Origin of the sequence: Pseudoduganella albidiflava (assembly GCF_004322755.1) — a bacterium.
Taxonomy (GTDB): domain Bacteria; phylum Pseudomonadota; class Gammaproteobacteria; order Burkholderiales; family Burkholderiaceae_D; genus Rugamonas; species Rugamonas albidiflava.
The window spans coordinates 4,866,537-4,880,835 of sequence record NZ_CP036401.1 but is presented as its reverse complement, the minus strand read 5'-3'; the positions used below and the strand labels follow the sequence as shown (position 1 = coordinate 4,880,835).

The window sequence follows — 14,299 nt, the reverse complement described above, 5'->3', positions numbered from 1 at the left end:
TTTTTGTTTATCGGCCAGTGGCGCAGGACAGCGCGGTGGCGTGGCGCCGGTACGGCCATGGCAGGCAGCGCAGCGCGCGGCCGGCGAACAGGCCGTTGAACATGCCGTACAGGGCGCAGGCGGTGGTGGCGAACACGGTATTTCCGGCCAGTGCAGGGGCGACCGCGCAACTGGCCGCCACCGCGTATTTCGTCGCGAACGTGGCCAGCATCAGTGCCAGCGGCAGCCAGCTGCCGCGCTGCAGGACGGTAGCGGCCGTGGCGCCCGGTGCGATTACCCGCGGTGCCTGCGCCGTGAAGCGCCACGCCAGCATGGCCGCGGCCAGCGTGCCGGCCAGCCAGCTGGCCGCCGGCAGGCCGTCGAAGCCGAAGCGGTTGGCCATGTCCTGTACCGACAGCGCCAGCAGCACGACAGGCAGGACCAGCGCCTGGCGCAGCGTCACCGCGCGGTCGCGGCTGGCGGCGAGGCCGCGCCAGACCAGCACGCCCAGCAGCAGCCAGATATGGAACGGGGTGTGGGTGACGATCTGCTGCAGCATGGCTTGCTCCTCGTGTGGTGACCGGTGGTCGATGAGGAGAGCATGCCCGGCCGCGCCGGCCGAGGCGAGACGCTTGCGACGGAAGCCCGCCGGCAGGCCGCGAAACGGGCCTGCAACGGCGCGAAAAATCCTGGCGAGCGCCGGGACCTAGAAACCCGGCGGGCGCTCGCCGGCCACGCCGGAAAGCCGTTCGAGGGCCATGCCGGCACGGGCCAGCGTGCCTTCGTCGAACAGCCGGCCGATCAGCGTCACGCCATGCGGCACGCGCCGCGGCGGCGCGAACTTCGGTACCGGGCGCGAAGGGTGGGGCGCCCAGTCGCTGCGCGCCTCGCTCACCTGCACGAAGCCGGTGCGCAGGGTCAGCGACGGATGGCCGGTGTGGTTCGAGATCGTCAGCATTTCATCGCGCAGCGACGGCACCAGCAGCACGTCGATCTGCGCGAACACCTTGGCCATATGCTCCGCGACCATGCGGCGCATGCGGTCGGCCTGCACGAAATCGACGGCCGACACGAAACGCGCCTCGCGCAGCAGGTTCGGCCAGGCGTCAGGCGTCTGCTGGGACAGCAGCTCCATCTTGCCGGAGAAGGTCCATTCCTCGAACGCGGCGGCCGCTTCCGCGAACAGGATGGTGTTCAGCGAACCGTAGGGCCAGTCCGGCAGGGCCACCGGCACCGGCTTCATGCCGGCCTTCTTCGCCAGTTCCAGCGCGGCCCGGTCGATCTCGGTGCCTTCCTTCATCCATTCGGGCAGGTAGCCCACGCGCAGGCCACGCACCGGTGCGGCGGGATCGAAATCGAGCCTGGCCGGCACGCTGGCAATGTCGCCGGCATCCGGGCCGCTGATCGCCTGCAGCACCAGCATCGCATCTTCCACCGAGCGTGTCATCGGGCCCAGCTTGTCGAGCGACCAGCACAGCGTCATCGCGCCCGTGCGCGGCACGCGGCCGAACGTGGGGCGCAAGCCGGTCACGCCGCAGCGCGTGCTGGGGCTGACGATCGAGCCGCCCGTTTCGCTGCCGATGGTGAAGGCCACCAGCGCCGCCGCCATGGCCGCGCCGGGGCCGGCGCTGGAGCCGGAAGCGCCTTCCTCGGGCAGCCACGGATTCATGGTCTGGCCGCCGAACCAGATGTCGTTCATCGCCAGCGCGCCCAGCGACAGCTTGGCCAGCAGCACCGCGCCCGCTTCGCGCAGGCGCGTGATGACGGTGGCGTCGGTCACCGGCGTGCGTTCCCTGAGCGGTTCGGCACCCCAGGTGGTGGCGATGCCGGCCGTGTCCAGCAAGTCCTTCACGCCATAGGGAATGCCGTGCAGCGGCCCGCGGTAGCGCCCGGCGGCGATCTCGCGGTCGGCCGCGCGCGCCTGTTCCAGCGCCTGCTCCGGCAGCAGCGTGATGATCGAGCGCAGCCGCGGATCGAACTGGCGGCAGCGCGCCAGGTAGATCTGCGTGAGCCGCTCGGACGTCAGCTTGCCGGCTTCGATCCAGCGCGACAGCTGGGCCACGCTGGCGTAGGCGATGTCGGCATCGCTGGCCGGCAGCGCGCCGGCATCGGCGTAGCCGCGCACGAAGCGGGCGCGTGCCGGACCCGCCTTCATGCCGGGCAGCAGCGGATCGAACCGTGACATCGGTGCCACGCTGTCGTCGATGGCGAGCTTCTTCGGGCCGGCGCGGCGCGCCGTCAGGCCGGCCAGCGTGGTGGGCCAGGCCTGCGCGGCCATCTGGCGCTGGGCCGGCGTGAGTGTCACCTGGAGCAGCTTTTCCGCTTCCGCGAAGGTGGCAGGGGTCACTTGCGGCCCGGCCGGCGGCAGTGCGCCGAACGTGGGCGGCGCTCCGGGGGTGGCGGCCGGCGGCTCGGCCGCGGCGGCCGTGGCGGTGGTGGTGGCGGCCAGCAGGCCGAGCGGGGCATTGATCAGGAAGCGGCGGCGGTCGGTCATCTCATACGGAAGTTTAATTGGCGGAGCGAGCAGTCAAGTCTATCATCGGGGCGACATGGCAGCGCCCGTTGCCCTATAGTTTCACGTTTGTACCATTAACATCAAGAAGGAGCCCGCATGCCCACCCTCAACATCAACGGCACCGACACAGCGCTCGACGTGCCGGACGACATGCCCATCCTGTGGGCCTTGCGCGACGTGGCCGGCCTGACCGGCACCAAGTTCGGTTGCGGCGTGGCGCTGTGCGGCGCCTGCACCGTGCACCTGGACGGGCAGGCGATCCGTTCGTGCGTCACGCCCGTCTCGGCGGCCGCGGGCAAGAAGATCGTCACGATCGAGGCGATCGGCAACGACCCGGTCGGTGCCAAGGTCCAGGACGCCTGGCGCAAGATCGATGTCGTGCAGTGCGGCTACTGCCAGTCCGGCCAGGTGATGGCCGCCACCGCGCTGCTGGCGGCGACGCCGAAGCCGAGCGATGCCGACATCGACAACGCCATGTCCGGCAATATCTGCCGCTGCGGCACCTATGGCCGCATCCGCGCCGCGATCAAGATCGCGGCCGGCACGGTCACCGTCAAATGAAGGGGCGCGCCATGGGAAACATGCTTGAAACAGTCAACCAACAGCTGGACGAGCGCGCCCGGGGCCGCCGCCGCTTCCTGCGCGTGGGCGCCGCCGCCGGCGGCGGCTTGCTGGTCGGCTTCGTGCTGCCCGGTTGCAATCGCAAGGAGAGCGACCGCCAGGAAGCACCGCCGGAAAAAGCGGTAGGCCATGCCGCCACCAAGGTGTCGGAAGCAGCGGGGCTGGCGCCGAACGCCTTCATCCGCATCGACCGCGAGGGCCTCGTCACGCTGATCATGCACAAGGTGGAAATGGGGCAGGGTACCTATACGTCGATCCCCATGCTGATCGCCGAGGAACTGGGCGTGGACCTGGCGAAGGTGAAGCTCGAACATGCGCCCGCCGACAACAACCTGTACAGCGATCCGCTGCTGGGCGGACAGGTGACGGGCGGCTCGACGTCGATCCGCGGCGCGTGGAAGCCGCTGCGCGAAGCGGGCGCCGCCGCCCGCGCGGTGCTGGTGCAGGCCGCCGCGCAGACGTGGAACGTGGCACCGGATACGCTGCGGGTGGCCAATGGCGCCGTCACGAACGGGGCCGGCAAGACGCTGCATTACGGCGAACTGGTCGATGCCGCCGCGAAGCTGGAGCCGCCCAAGACGGTGACGCTGAAGGATCCGGGCGCCTACACGCTGATCGGCAAGAAGCATGCGCGGCTCGATTCGCCGCCGAAGGTCGATGGCAGCGCGCAGTTCGGCATCGACGTGAAGCTGCCGAACATGGGCATCGCCGCCGTGTCCGCCTGCCCGGTGATCGGCGGCAAGCTGATCGCGTCGAACGACCCGAAGGCGCTGGCCGTGCCGGGCGTGCGCGAAGTGCTCAAGATCGGCAATGCGGTGGCGGTCGTGGCCACCAATATGTGGGCCGCGAAGCAGGGCCTGGCCGCGCTCGCGCCGCAATGGGATTTCGGTGGCAACGCCGGCGTGACCACGGCGGGCATCGTGGCCGACATGATGGAAAAATCCAAGGCCGGCGGCGCCGTGGCGACCGACGAAGGCAACGCGCTGAAGGAACTGGACGGCGATGCCAAGGACGGCCGCAAGATCGAGGCGATCTACGAAGCGCCGTTCCTCGCCCATGCGACGATGGAACCGATGAACTGCGCGGTCGACCTGCGCGCCGATGGCTGCGACCTGTACTGCGGCACCCAGGTGCCCAGCCTGGCGCAGGGCGCCGCCGCCAAGCTGACCGGCCTGCCGCTGGAAAAAGTGAAGGTGCATAACTTCTACCTGGGCGGCGGCTTCGGCCGCCGGCTCGAGGTCGACTACGTGACGCAGGCGGTGGCGTTCGCCAGGGCGCAGGCCAGGCCGGGGCCCGTGAAGTTCGTCTGGACCCGCGAGGAGGATATCCAGCACGACATGTACCGGCCGTACTACGTCGACCGCCTGGCCGCGAAACTGGACGACAAGGGCATGCCGCAAGCGTGGTTCCATCGCGTCACGGGTTCGTCGATCATGGCGCGCTTCGCGCCGCCGGCGGTGAAGAACGGCATCGACCCGGACGCCGTCGAGGGCGCGGCCGACCTGCAGTACACGATCCCGGCGCTGCGCGTGGAATACCTGCGCCATGAGCCGCCGATCCCGACCGCGTTCTGGCGCGGCGTGGGGCCGACCCACAACGTGTTCGTCGTCGAGAGCTTCATCGACGAACTGGCGCACGCCGCGAAGCAGGATCCGGTGGCGTACCGCCGCGCGCTGCTCGACAAGTCGCCGCGCCTGCTGGGCGTGCTGAACCTGGCGGCGCTGAAGGCGGGCTGGGGCAAGCCGATGAAGGCCGTGGCGGGCCGCAAGGTGGGCCGCGGCATCTCGGTGCAGTTCGCGTTCGGCAGCTACATGGCGCAGATCGCCGAGGTATCGGTGGGACCGGAAGGCGACGTGATCGTGCATCGCGTGGTCTGCGCGCTCGATTGCGGCCAGCCGGTCAACCCGGACGGCATCGTGGCGCAGATGGAAGGCGGCATCGTGTTCGGGCTGACCGCCGCGCTGTGGGGCGAGATCACGCTGGAGGCCGGCCGCGTGGTGCAGACCAATTTCGGCGATTACCGGATGATGCGGATGAACGAGGCGCCGAAGGTGGAAGTGCACATCGTCGCCAGCAAGGATGAACCGGGCGGCATCGGCGAACCGGGGACCTCGGGGATCGCGCCGGCGCTGTGCAACGCGATCTTCGCCGCCACGGGTCAGCGCATCCGGAAACTGCCGGTGGCCACGGCGCTGAAGAAAGCCTAGCCGCCTTCGACCGCCACCAGCCGGGCTTACCCGCGCTGGTTGCGCCGCTGCCGGCAAGGCAGGGAGTCGATCAGTTCCAGCAGGCTGTCCGGCCGCACCGGCTTGACGAGGTACTCGTCGAAGCCGGCGGCCAGCGCGTTGGCGCGGTCCTGGGCCTGGCCGTAGCCGGACAGCGCCACCGCGAACACACGGTCGCCGCCGGCGCGCAGCCGGCGGATCACTTCCAGGCCATCGAGCCCCGGCAGGCCGATATCGCAGATCAGCACGTCGAAGCCGCCGCCCTGCGCCAGCGCCAGGCCGGCGCTGCCGTCGTAGGCGGCCGTGACGTCGTGCGCGTCGAGCATCAGGAAGCCCTTCAGCGTATCGCAGACATCCACGTTATCCTCGACCAGCAGCACGCGGCATGCCTCGTGCGAGACGGCCGGTGCCGCCGGATGTTCCGGCGTGGCCGGCATCGGCTCGCCGGCCGGCAGGTCCACCGTGAAGACGCTGCCCCGGCCAGGGCCGGCACTGTCGCCCTGCACGGTGCCGCCGTGCATGTGCACCAGGTTGCGCACCACATTCAATCCGACGCCGAGGCCACCCTCGGAGCGGGCCAGCGAACGGGGGCCCTGCGTGAACAGGTCGAAGATGTGGGGCAGCACGTCGGCGGCGATACCGGTGCCGTTGTCGCTCACCGTCACCCGCACGCCCGCCGCGCCGGCGCCCGCTTCCAGTACCAGCTGGCCGCCATCCTGGGTGTACTTCGAGGCATTGCCGAGCAGGTTGGAAAATACCTGCGTGAGGCGCACGCGGTCACCGTTCAGCGTGAGTTCCGGCGCCGTCACCCGCACTTCCAGCCGCTGGGCCCGCTCGACGATGCGCGGCTGCACGGTTTCCACGGCGCGTTCGATCACGTCCGCCAGCGTGACCGGGGCCACGTCCAGCGTGATGCGGCCGCTGCTGATGCGCGCCGCGTCGAGCAGGTCGTCCAGCAGGCGGGCCATGTGCTCGGTCTGGCGGCTGATCACATTGCGCAGCGTGGCCAGTTCCGGCGTCATGTCCGGCATGCGCTCCAGCATCGCGGCCGCCATGCTGATCGGGGCCAGGGGATTGCGCAACTCGTGGGCCAGCATCGCCAGGAACTCGTTCTGGCGGCGGTTGGTTGCTTCCGCCTCGTCCTGCAGCGTTTGCGCCGTGACGGTGGCCTGCACCAGGTGGCTGTTGGCCTCGCGCAGCAGGTCGTTTTCAAAGCGGGCCTGGCGCAGCGCGAGCCGCAGCTCGGCCACGTGCTGCGAATCGTTGTGCTGCGGCTGGTCCAGGTCCGCCATCACGTCAGCCGCCGTCGCGTTGCGCGGAAGGGTGGCCGGACAGCATGCCGTCGAAGCGCACCTTGTGCTCCTCGATCTCGATGCCGGCGTCGGTGATGCGGAAGGAGCGCAGCGCGCTGCTGTGCGAGCAGCCACGCAGCTTGACGACCGAAATCACTTTCGTCAGCTCGCCCTGCATTTCCACGTAGCGGGTGGCGATGATGCCGTCCGTCAGGAACGACACCTCGGCATCGGAGAAGCGCAGCTCGGTGAAGCGGTCTTCCAGGCCCATGGTGACCATCACTGTCACGCCCCGCTTGGCCAGGTGCGACAGGATGCGGAACACGGTCACGCGGAATTCGCGGCGGAACTCGGGCGCCAGGTACAGCAGGAACTCGGACAGCGAATCGATGACGACGCGCTGCGCGCCGGTCTCGTCGATCGCAGCCAGCAGGTCCTGCAGCAGTTCGTCGGCGGTCAGGTCGAGCGCCTGGGTCTCGACGATGCGCACGTGGCCACCCTGCACCATCTCCGCCAGCGCGGCATTGCGCAGGCGCGACGTACCCTTCTCGAAATAGCAGGCCACGCCTTTCTCGCCCTGCCGGGCGCCTTCGGCGAGGAATTGCGTGCCGAGGATGGTCTTGCCGGAACCCGAGGGGCCGGCCACGAGGATCGAGTGGCCTTGCGGGATGCCGCCGTGCAGCAGCACGTCCAGCGTCGGCACGCCGCTGGAAACGCGGCGCGGATCGCGGTCCACCGGCACGCCGGGCAGCCGGTCGGAGGCCAGCGGCGGCAACAGGCGCGGGAAGATGCGCACGCCGTCGTCGCCCATGCGGAAGGTGTGCATGCCGCCCATGTGGGCCTGCCCGCGCATCTTGACGACGCGGATCTTGCGCACGATCGAGTTGTCCTGCTGGGACTGCGACAGCGCCAGCACGCCGTCCGCCACGGTCATGATCGGATTGGCTTCGGCTTCCACGTGCACGTATTCGCCGATCAGGAACGTGGTGGCTTGCCAGCTGGTCATCCGCGTTCCCAGTTCCTGGATGAAGTGCTGCAGGTCGGCGATGCCTTCGCTGCCGTTCTTCGCCGTCTGCGCCACGGAGCGGAACGAGTCGACGAACACCAGGCTGGGCGAGAATGCCTCGACTTCGCGCATGATGCGCTCCAGCACGCCGGAGAAATCGCCGCTGCGCAAGTCATCGGCCAGGTTGACGTAGCGGATCGCGCTGCCGACCTTGTCGAGTTCGAAGAAATCGTATTGCTGCTGGTAGCGCAGCATCTTCATCGGCGGTTCGCCCAGCACGGTAAAGAACAGTGCGCGCCGCTCGGGCGTGGCCAGCGCGAACATCATCTGGTGCGCCAGCGTCGTCTTGCCGCTGCCGGGTGCCCCGGCGATCAGGTTGAACGAATACTCGCCCAGTCCACCGCCGAGCAGGGTGTCCAGCCCCGGTACACCGGTCTCCAGCAATCCCAGACTTACTTTTCCGCTCATTTACTTCTGCTCCCCTGCATTGTTTGGTACCTGTACGCCGTTCCACGCGGTATCGATCAACCTGGTCGTCAAGCCTTCGCCGATCAACTCGGTCAGCAACCGTGCAAACGTGGCCAGCAGGGCTTCGTTCGCCTGCGCCGCCTGCGCCGGCTCCGCCCTGGCAAGGTCTTCCATCAGTGTGCGGAACAAGGCATCGAGTGGCTGCGACGATGGACCCGTGGTGAGCCAGCCATGCTGTGCCGCCAGCAGCCGCCCGGTGCGCCCGTACAGTGCGCTGAAGCCGTTTTCCCCGATCAGGGGGCTCAAGTGCAACGCCAGCGAGCGCCAGGGCAGCAGGTGCCGCTCCGCCGCATCCGCGCCGCCGGGCTGTGCCAGCATCGCGCGAATCAGTTGCGTGCGCTTGTCGTCTTTGTTATCCATGCATGCTGATCAGTGTGTAGGTGCTTGGCGAAGGGCAGATGGGCGCCCCGCCGGTGGCCGCCATTATAGCGGCGCAGATGAGGAAGGCCCGGCACGTCGTGCTGATCGCGCAAATGCTCTTGTGTGCCGCACAATCGTCGCATTGCTGAATGAATAACGCAATCGAAATTGGCTTTGAGCCGGCGCCAAGCAGGAAAAGGCTTGCCGTGCTATCCTGCCCGGCTTCGTTTTTTCGGCTGGTCCCATGCAAGAAGCAACTCTCCCCGTTTCACCGGTTTCTGCCACGCAGTCACCCTCCGCCCAACTACCCTCCACGCAGCTGCCTTCCACGCAGCTGCCGTCCATCCATGCGCCGCGCGGCGCCGGCATGGCCGAGCTGGCGCTGGCCATCGGCGGCCTCGCCATCGGTACCGGCGAGTTCGCGTCGATGAGCATCCTGCCGCTGGTCGCCCAGGATCTCGGCACCACGCTGCCCGACATGGGCCACATGATCAGCGCCTATGCGCTGGGCGTGGTGGTGGGGGCGCCGCTGATCACGATCTTCATGGCACGCATGCCGCGCCGGATGATGCTGATGTGCCTGATGCTGATGTATGCCGTCGGCAATATCCTCGGCGCGCTGGCGCCCACGCCCGGCTTGCTCATCCTGGCCCGCTTCGTGGCGGGCATTCCGCACGGCGCCTATTTCGGCGTGGCCGCGCTGGTGGCGGCGGCGCTCGTCACGCCCGACAAGCGGGCCCAGGCCGTCGGCCGCGTGATGCTGGGGCTGACGGTCGCCAACATCTTCGGCGTGCCGCTGGCCACGTGGCTGGGGCAGGCGATGGGCTGGCGTTCGGCGTTCGCCATCGTCGGCGCGCTGGCGCTGCTGACCGTGGCGATGGTGTCTGTTTTCCTGCCGTTCATCGCCGCCGGCAATGCCAGCATCCGCGGCGAACTGGGCGTGTTTCGCCGCCTGCAGGTGTGGCTGACCCTGCTGATGGTGGCGATCGGCTTCGGCGGCATGTTCGCCATGTACACCTATGTGACGCCGACCCTGCAGCAGATCACGCACGCGTCGCCGCTGGAGATTTCCGTGCTGCTGGGCCTGATCGGCGTGGGCATGACGGTGGGCAGCCTGGCCGGCGGCTGGCTGGCCGACCGCAACCAGACAGCGACGATCTTCGGCGTGCTGGTCTGGGAAGCGCTCGTGCTGGCCGCGTTTGCCTACACGAGTGCCAACCTGTGGCTTACCGGCCTGAACCTGTTCCTGATCGGCACCGGCATCGCCGTGGTGCCGGCGGTGCAGACGCGCCTGATGGACGTGGCCGGCGATGCGCAGACGGTGGCCGCGGCCTTGAACCATTCCGCCTTCAACATCGCCAACGCCCTCGGCGCCTGGGCCGGCGGCATGACCATCGCGGCGGGCTACGGCCTGCAGTCGACCGCGCTGGTCGGCGCGATCCTGCCCTTGGGCGGCATCGCCGTGCTCGCCATATCGCTGGCCGTGGAGCGCAACAGCGGCCGCCGCGCAGGAGCACCCGCGGCGTAAGCGCGCCCAGCGCAAAAAAACGGTGACAGGCACCATTTTTGAAGAAACATTGCAAATCAATTGGTGACTGTCACCGTTTTTCGCCTTTCTCGGATACCTCGGAGCGTCGTTACATCCCTGCGCAAAAAAACGGTGACAGACGCCATTTTTGAAGAAACATTTCCAATCAATTGGTGACTGTCACCGTTTTTCTGGACGGTGCCGGACGCCCTGGAGCCTGGTTACGCACCTGTGCAACGGCGCGCCGGGCCGCGAGCTATACTCGTGGCCCGATATGAAACAGTGCGGCAATGACGGAAGAATTCGACGACGATCGGCTGAGCAGTGATCTCGGCCTGGCGCAGCGCGGCATCGCGCTGATGAAACTGGAGGGCAGGGTCTTCCTGCGCTTCGACGGCACCGCCGAGGCGGCCGGCCTGCGCGTGCCCTACGCCCTGGTGCCGGCACAGGGCGTGCTGGCCAAGCCATCGAAATGGCGCAAGCTCGATGCCGAGGCGCGCGCCGCGCTGGTCCGCGAACGTTCGACCGAGCGGGCATTGCGCGAACTGCACGACAGTGTCAACGCATTCGTCGGGGAACTGGCCGGCGAGTGCGACGAGTTCGGTTTGGCGCCGATGGATTTCCTGCATTCGCTGGCCGATGTGCAGACATCCGAACCGGCCTCGGTGGTGTTCGACCGCATCCGCCAGCGGCTGGGCCACGCGGTCGAGCGGCAGCGCGAGGAACAGCATGCCGAGCGCACCCGCCAGAGCATCAACCTGGCCGAGTATCCCGCTTCGTTCGAGGTGGCACGGCGCCTGCCGCGCAAGTTCATCGCGCTGCTGGGCCCCACCAATTCGGGCAAGACCCACAAGGCCATGGAAGCGCTGGCCAAGGCCGCCAGCGGCGTGTACCTGGCGCCGTTGCGGCTGCTGGCGCTGGAGAACTACGAGCGCCTGCTGGAAGTCACGCGGCACGGCAAGCCGCTGGCCGTCAGCCTTGTCACGGGCGAAGAGCGCCGGATCGCGGAAGATGCCACCCATGTCGCCAGCACGGTCGAGATGCTGGATACCCGCACGCCGGTCGACGTGGCCGTGATCGATGAAATCCAGATGCTGGCGGACCGCGACCGTGGCGCCGCCTGGACCGCGGCCGTGTGCGGCGCGCCGGCCCGCACCGTGTACCTGGTGGGGGCGCCGGAGGCACGCCGCGCGGTGGAAGCGCTGGCCGAGCGGCTCGAATGCCCGATCGAAGTGCACGTGATGAAGCGCAAGGGGCCGCTGTCGATGGAGCCGGGCCCGGTGCGCAAGGTGAAGAACCTGCGGCCGGGCGACGCGTTGATCGCCTTCTCGCGGCGCGACGTGCTGATGTGGCGCGACATGGTGGCCGAGATGGGCCATTCGGTGGCCACCGTGTACGGCAACCTGTCGCCCGAGGTGCGGCGCGCACAGGCCCAGCGCTTCCGCGACGGCGAGGCCGACATCGTGGTCGGCACCGATGCCATCGCGATGGGCTTGAACATGCCGATCCAGCGCATCGTGATGACCTCCACCGTGAAGTTCAACGGTGTCGAGGAAGAGGAAATCCCGGCACCGCTGGCGCGCCAGATCGCTGGCCGGGCGGGGCGCTACGGCATCCACGAGGAAGGCCTGGTGGCCGGCTACGACCCGGACAGCCACGAGGTGATGCGTTCGCTGCTGAAGGAAAAGCCAGTGCCCCTCAATACCAGCGGCTTCGCGGTGGCGCCCACCCTGGAACACCTGCACCGCATCGCCGCCGTGACGCAGGAAACCTCGCTGGCCAAGCTGCTGAAGCGCTTCATCCACAACATCGACGTGCCGGACGGCTTCTTTTATCCGCGCATCACCGAAGACCAGATGGAGCGCGCCCAGTGGCTCGACACGTTGCCGCTGCCGGTGGCCGACAAGTTCGCGCTGTCGCTGGTACCCGTGTCGACCAAGGTGCTCGCGCTGCAGCGCGCCTGGGAACACTGGTGCGTGGCGCTGTCGAAAAAGCGCATCACTCGGCTCCAGCCGGACGACCACCAGCTGCACTACATGACCCTGCAGGAAGTGGAAGATACCTGCCGGCTGTATTCCGCCTATGCGTGGCTGGGCTACCGCCTGCCGGAACATTTCCCGGACATCGAGCTGGCGCTGGAGCTCTCGCGCTCGGCATCCGAGCGGGTCGATGCGATGCTGCAGGACCAGAACACGTCGTCACGGCGCCGGCACCACCGCCGCCGCTGAGCGCCCGGCAACGCCGGCGCAGAAAAACGGTGACAGGCACCAATTACTTGGAAATGTTTCTCCGAAAATGGTGCCTGTCACCGTTTTTTTAATCGGAGCCTGTCACCGGTTTGCGGCGTGCGAAGCGCGCAGGTGGATGAGCAGCGGATGCTGGTAATTGGTAACGTTTTCATCCACAATGGCCGGCACGTTCATTTCCGACAGGATTGCGATGCCGCCAACTTCCTCCCGCCTCGATCTCGTCGATGCCCTGCGCGGCTTCGCCATCGTGTCGATCATGCTGCTGCATAACCTCGAGCATTTCGACCTCTACCACAAGCCGGCCGGGCAGCCGGACTGGCTGGTGGCGCTGGACCAGAATGTCTGGGACGGCATGTTCTTCCTGTTCGCCGGCAAGGCCTACCTGATCTTCGCGCTGCTGTTCGGCGTGACCTTCCACCTGCAGTTCTCGCGCCGCGCCGCGGCCGGGGAAGACTTCCGGCCCCGTTTCGCCTGGCGCATGGTCCTGCTGCTGGGTTTCGGCATGCTGAACTCGCTGTTCTACCAGGGCGACATCCTGTCGTTCTACGCCGTGATGTCGTTCACGCTGCTGCCGGTCGCCAGGCTGGGCAGTCGCACGGTGCTGGCAATCGCCGCAGTCCTGCTGCTGCAACCGTATTTGTGGGCCCAGGTCCTGCAGGCGCTGCCCCAGCCAAATGCGAAGTTGCCGGACCCGGCGTCCTGGGCATGGTTCGCCCGCACGAACGAGTACATGACGGGCGGCTCGATGCTGCAGGCGTACCTGGGCAACGTTACCATCGGCAAGACGGCGGCGGTGCTGTGGAGCTGGGAAAACGGCCGCTTCTTCCAGATGCCGGCGCTGTTCATGCTCGGCATGCTGGCCGGCCGTGCCGGCGTCTTCGCGCTGTCCGATGCCAACCGCGCCTTGTGGCGCCGGCTGCTGGTGGTCGCCGTGGTGTGCTTCGCAGTGCTGTATGCCGCCACCAAGGGGCTCGACGCCGCCGTGACCGGGCAGGCACTGCAGCGGCCGCTGATGGCGATCGTCAAGTCATGGTCGAACTTCGCGCTGATGGGCGTCATCGTTGCCGCGTTCTCGCTGCTGTACCAGCGTGGCACGCTGGTGCGGGCGCTGAATGCGTTCGCGCCGCTCGGCCGGATGAGCCTGACCAGTTACGTGAGCCAGTCGATGGTGGGCACGGCGCTGTATTACGGTTTCGGTTTCGGCCTGTACAAGATCACGGGCGCCACCGCCTGCCTGCTGATCGGTGCCGTGCTGGCGGTACTGCAGGGCCTGTTCTCGGCATGGTGGCTGAAACGCCACAAGCAGGGCCCGCTGGAGGCGCTGTGGCATCGCCTCACCTGGCTCGGCGCACCCGCTACGGCGCTGGGTCGTCCAGCCAGCTGAGCCGCCCGTGGCCCGCCTCGTTCAGGCGCGCCACGAGTGCCTCGGCGGCATTTTCCGGCAGGCTGAAATGGAAGACCACGGCGTCGCCATGCGCCGCGTCCAGCAACGTGGCACCGGCGGCGTCCAGCTCGCGCCGCAGCATGCCTTCCAGCGCATACGGCACGGCGCAGCGCAGCTCGCGCGACTTGACGATGGCGACACGCTCGGCCTGCAGCAGTGCCTGCGCCACGCCATCCGTGTAGGCACGCACGAGGCCGCCCGCACCCAGTTTGACTCCGCCGAAATAGCGCACCACGGTGGCCAGCACGCCTTCCAGGTCCTGGTGGCGCAGCACGTCGAGCATCGGCCGGCCCGCCGTGCCGCTGGGTTCGCCGTCGTCGACCGCGGCTGACTGTCCGCCGGCCAGCAATGCCCAGCAGACGTGGGCAGCGCCGGGATGCTCGGCTTTCAGGCGCGCCACGACGGCCTGCGCGGCGGCGCGGTCGGCCATCGGCTGCACGCAGGCGATGAAGCGGCTTTTCTTGATCAGCAGTTCGGCGGAGCAGGGGGCGGCGAGGGTGTGCGGCATCGGTGCGGAAAGAAGGGAGGGCCGCCGATTGTAACCGGCGGCCC

At 68.1% G+C, this 14,299-nt stretch carries 11 protein-coding genes; 5 read left to right on the top strand and 6 right to left on the bottom strand.

What is annotated here, in order from left to right; genetic code table 11:
• Positions 1-7 precede the first annotated feature (7 nt).
• Positions 8-538 (bottom strand): DUF6622 family protein, encoded by a 531-nt coding sequence (locus EYF70_RS20235; RefSeq protein ID WP_131147023.1) that lies wholly within the window; start codon positions 536-538, stop codon positions 8-10.
• Between the two features lie 147 nt (positions 539-685).
• Positions 686-2,473 (bottom strand): amidase, encoded by a 1,788-nt coding sequence (locus tag EYF70_RS20230; RefSeq protein WP_131147022.1) that lies wholly within the window; start codon positions 2,471-2,473, stop codon positions 686-688.
• Between the two features lie 117 nt (positions 2,474-2,590).
• On the opposite strand from EYF70_RS20230, the gene EYF70_RS20225 reads away from it, so the two are divergent.
• On the top strand, positions 2,591-3,055 hold the full coding sequence (locus EYF70_RS20225) for a (2Fe-2S)-binding protein (protein WP_131147021.1): 465 nt from the start codon (positions 2,591-2,593) through the stop codon (positions 3,053-3,055).
• Positions 3,056-3,066: 11 nt separating this feature from the next.
• The gene (locus tag EYF70_RS20220) at positions 3,067-5,322 is read left to right on the top strand and encodes a xanthine dehydrogenase family protein molybdopterin-binding subunit (protein WP_229420472.1); all 2,256 of its coding nucleotides are present in this window, start codon (positions 3,067-3,069) and stop codon (positions 5,320-5,322) included.
• A gap of 26 nt (positions 5,323-5,348) precedes the next feature.
• On the opposite strand, the gene EYF70_RS20215 is transcribed toward EYF70_RS20220, so the two are convergent.
• Genes EYF70_RS20215 through EYF70_RS20205 form a run of 3 tightly spaced genes read right to left on the bottom strand, consistent with a single transcriptional unit; the run spans position 5,349 to position 8,526 of the window.
• Positions 5,349-6,632, bottom strand: a complete 1,284-nt coding sequence (locus EYF70_RS20215; RefSeq protein WP_131149221.1) for a hybrid sensor histidine kinase/response regulator — start codon at positions 6,630-6,632, stop codon at positions 5,349-5,351.
• A 4-nt stretch (positions 6,633-6,636) separates the two neighbouring features.
• Positions 6,637-8,106, bottom strand: a complete 1,470-nt coding sequence (locus EYF70_RS20210; protein WP_131147019.1) for an ATPase domain-containing protein — start codon at positions 8,104-8,106, stop codon at positions 6,637-6,639.
• Positions 8,107-8,526 carry a hypothetical protein gene (locus EYF70_RS20205; RefSeq protein WP_131147018.1) on the bottom strand — a complete coding sequence of 140 codons (420 nt, stop codon included), beginning with the start codon at positions 8,524-8,526 and terminating at the stop codon, positions 8,107-8,109.
• 244 nt (positions 8,527-8,770) lie between these two features.
• On the opposite strand from EYF70_RS20205, the gene EYF70_RS20200 reads away from it, so the two are divergent.
• From EYF70_RS20200 to EYF70_RS20190, 3 genes are all read left to right on the top strand, one after another.
• The gene (locus EYF70_RS20200) at positions 8,771-10,054 is read left to right on the top strand and encodes an MFS transporter (RefSeq protein ID WP_131147017.1); all 1,284 of its coding nucleotides are present in this window, start codon (positions 8,771-8,773) and stop codon (positions 10,052-10,054) included.
• 290 nt (positions 10,055-10,344) lie between these two features.
• Positions 10,345-12,282 carry a helicase-related protein gene (locus tag EYF70_RS20195; protein WP_131147016.1) on the top strand — a complete coding sequence of 646 codons (1,938 nt, stop codon included), beginning with the start codon at positions 10,345-10,347 and terminating at the stop codon, positions 12,280-12,282.
• A 211-nt stretch (positions 12,283-12,493) separates the two neighbouring features.
• A complete protein-coding gene (locus tag EYF70_RS20190) occupies positions 12,494-13,687 on the top strand; it encodes a DUF418 domain-containing protein (protein WP_131147015.1) in 1,194 nt (397 codons plus the stop codon).
• Here the strand turns inward: EYF70_RS20190 and EYF70_RS20185 are convergent.
• A complete protein-coding gene (locus EYF70_RS20185) occupies positions 13,659-14,255 on the bottom strand; it encodes an IMPACT family protein (RefSeq protein ID WP_131147014.1) in 597 nt (198 codons plus the stop codon). The two genes, EYF70_RS20190 and EYF70_RS20185, sit on opposite strands and share 29 nt — an antisense overlap.
• Positions 14,256-14,299 lie beyond the last annotated feature (44 nt).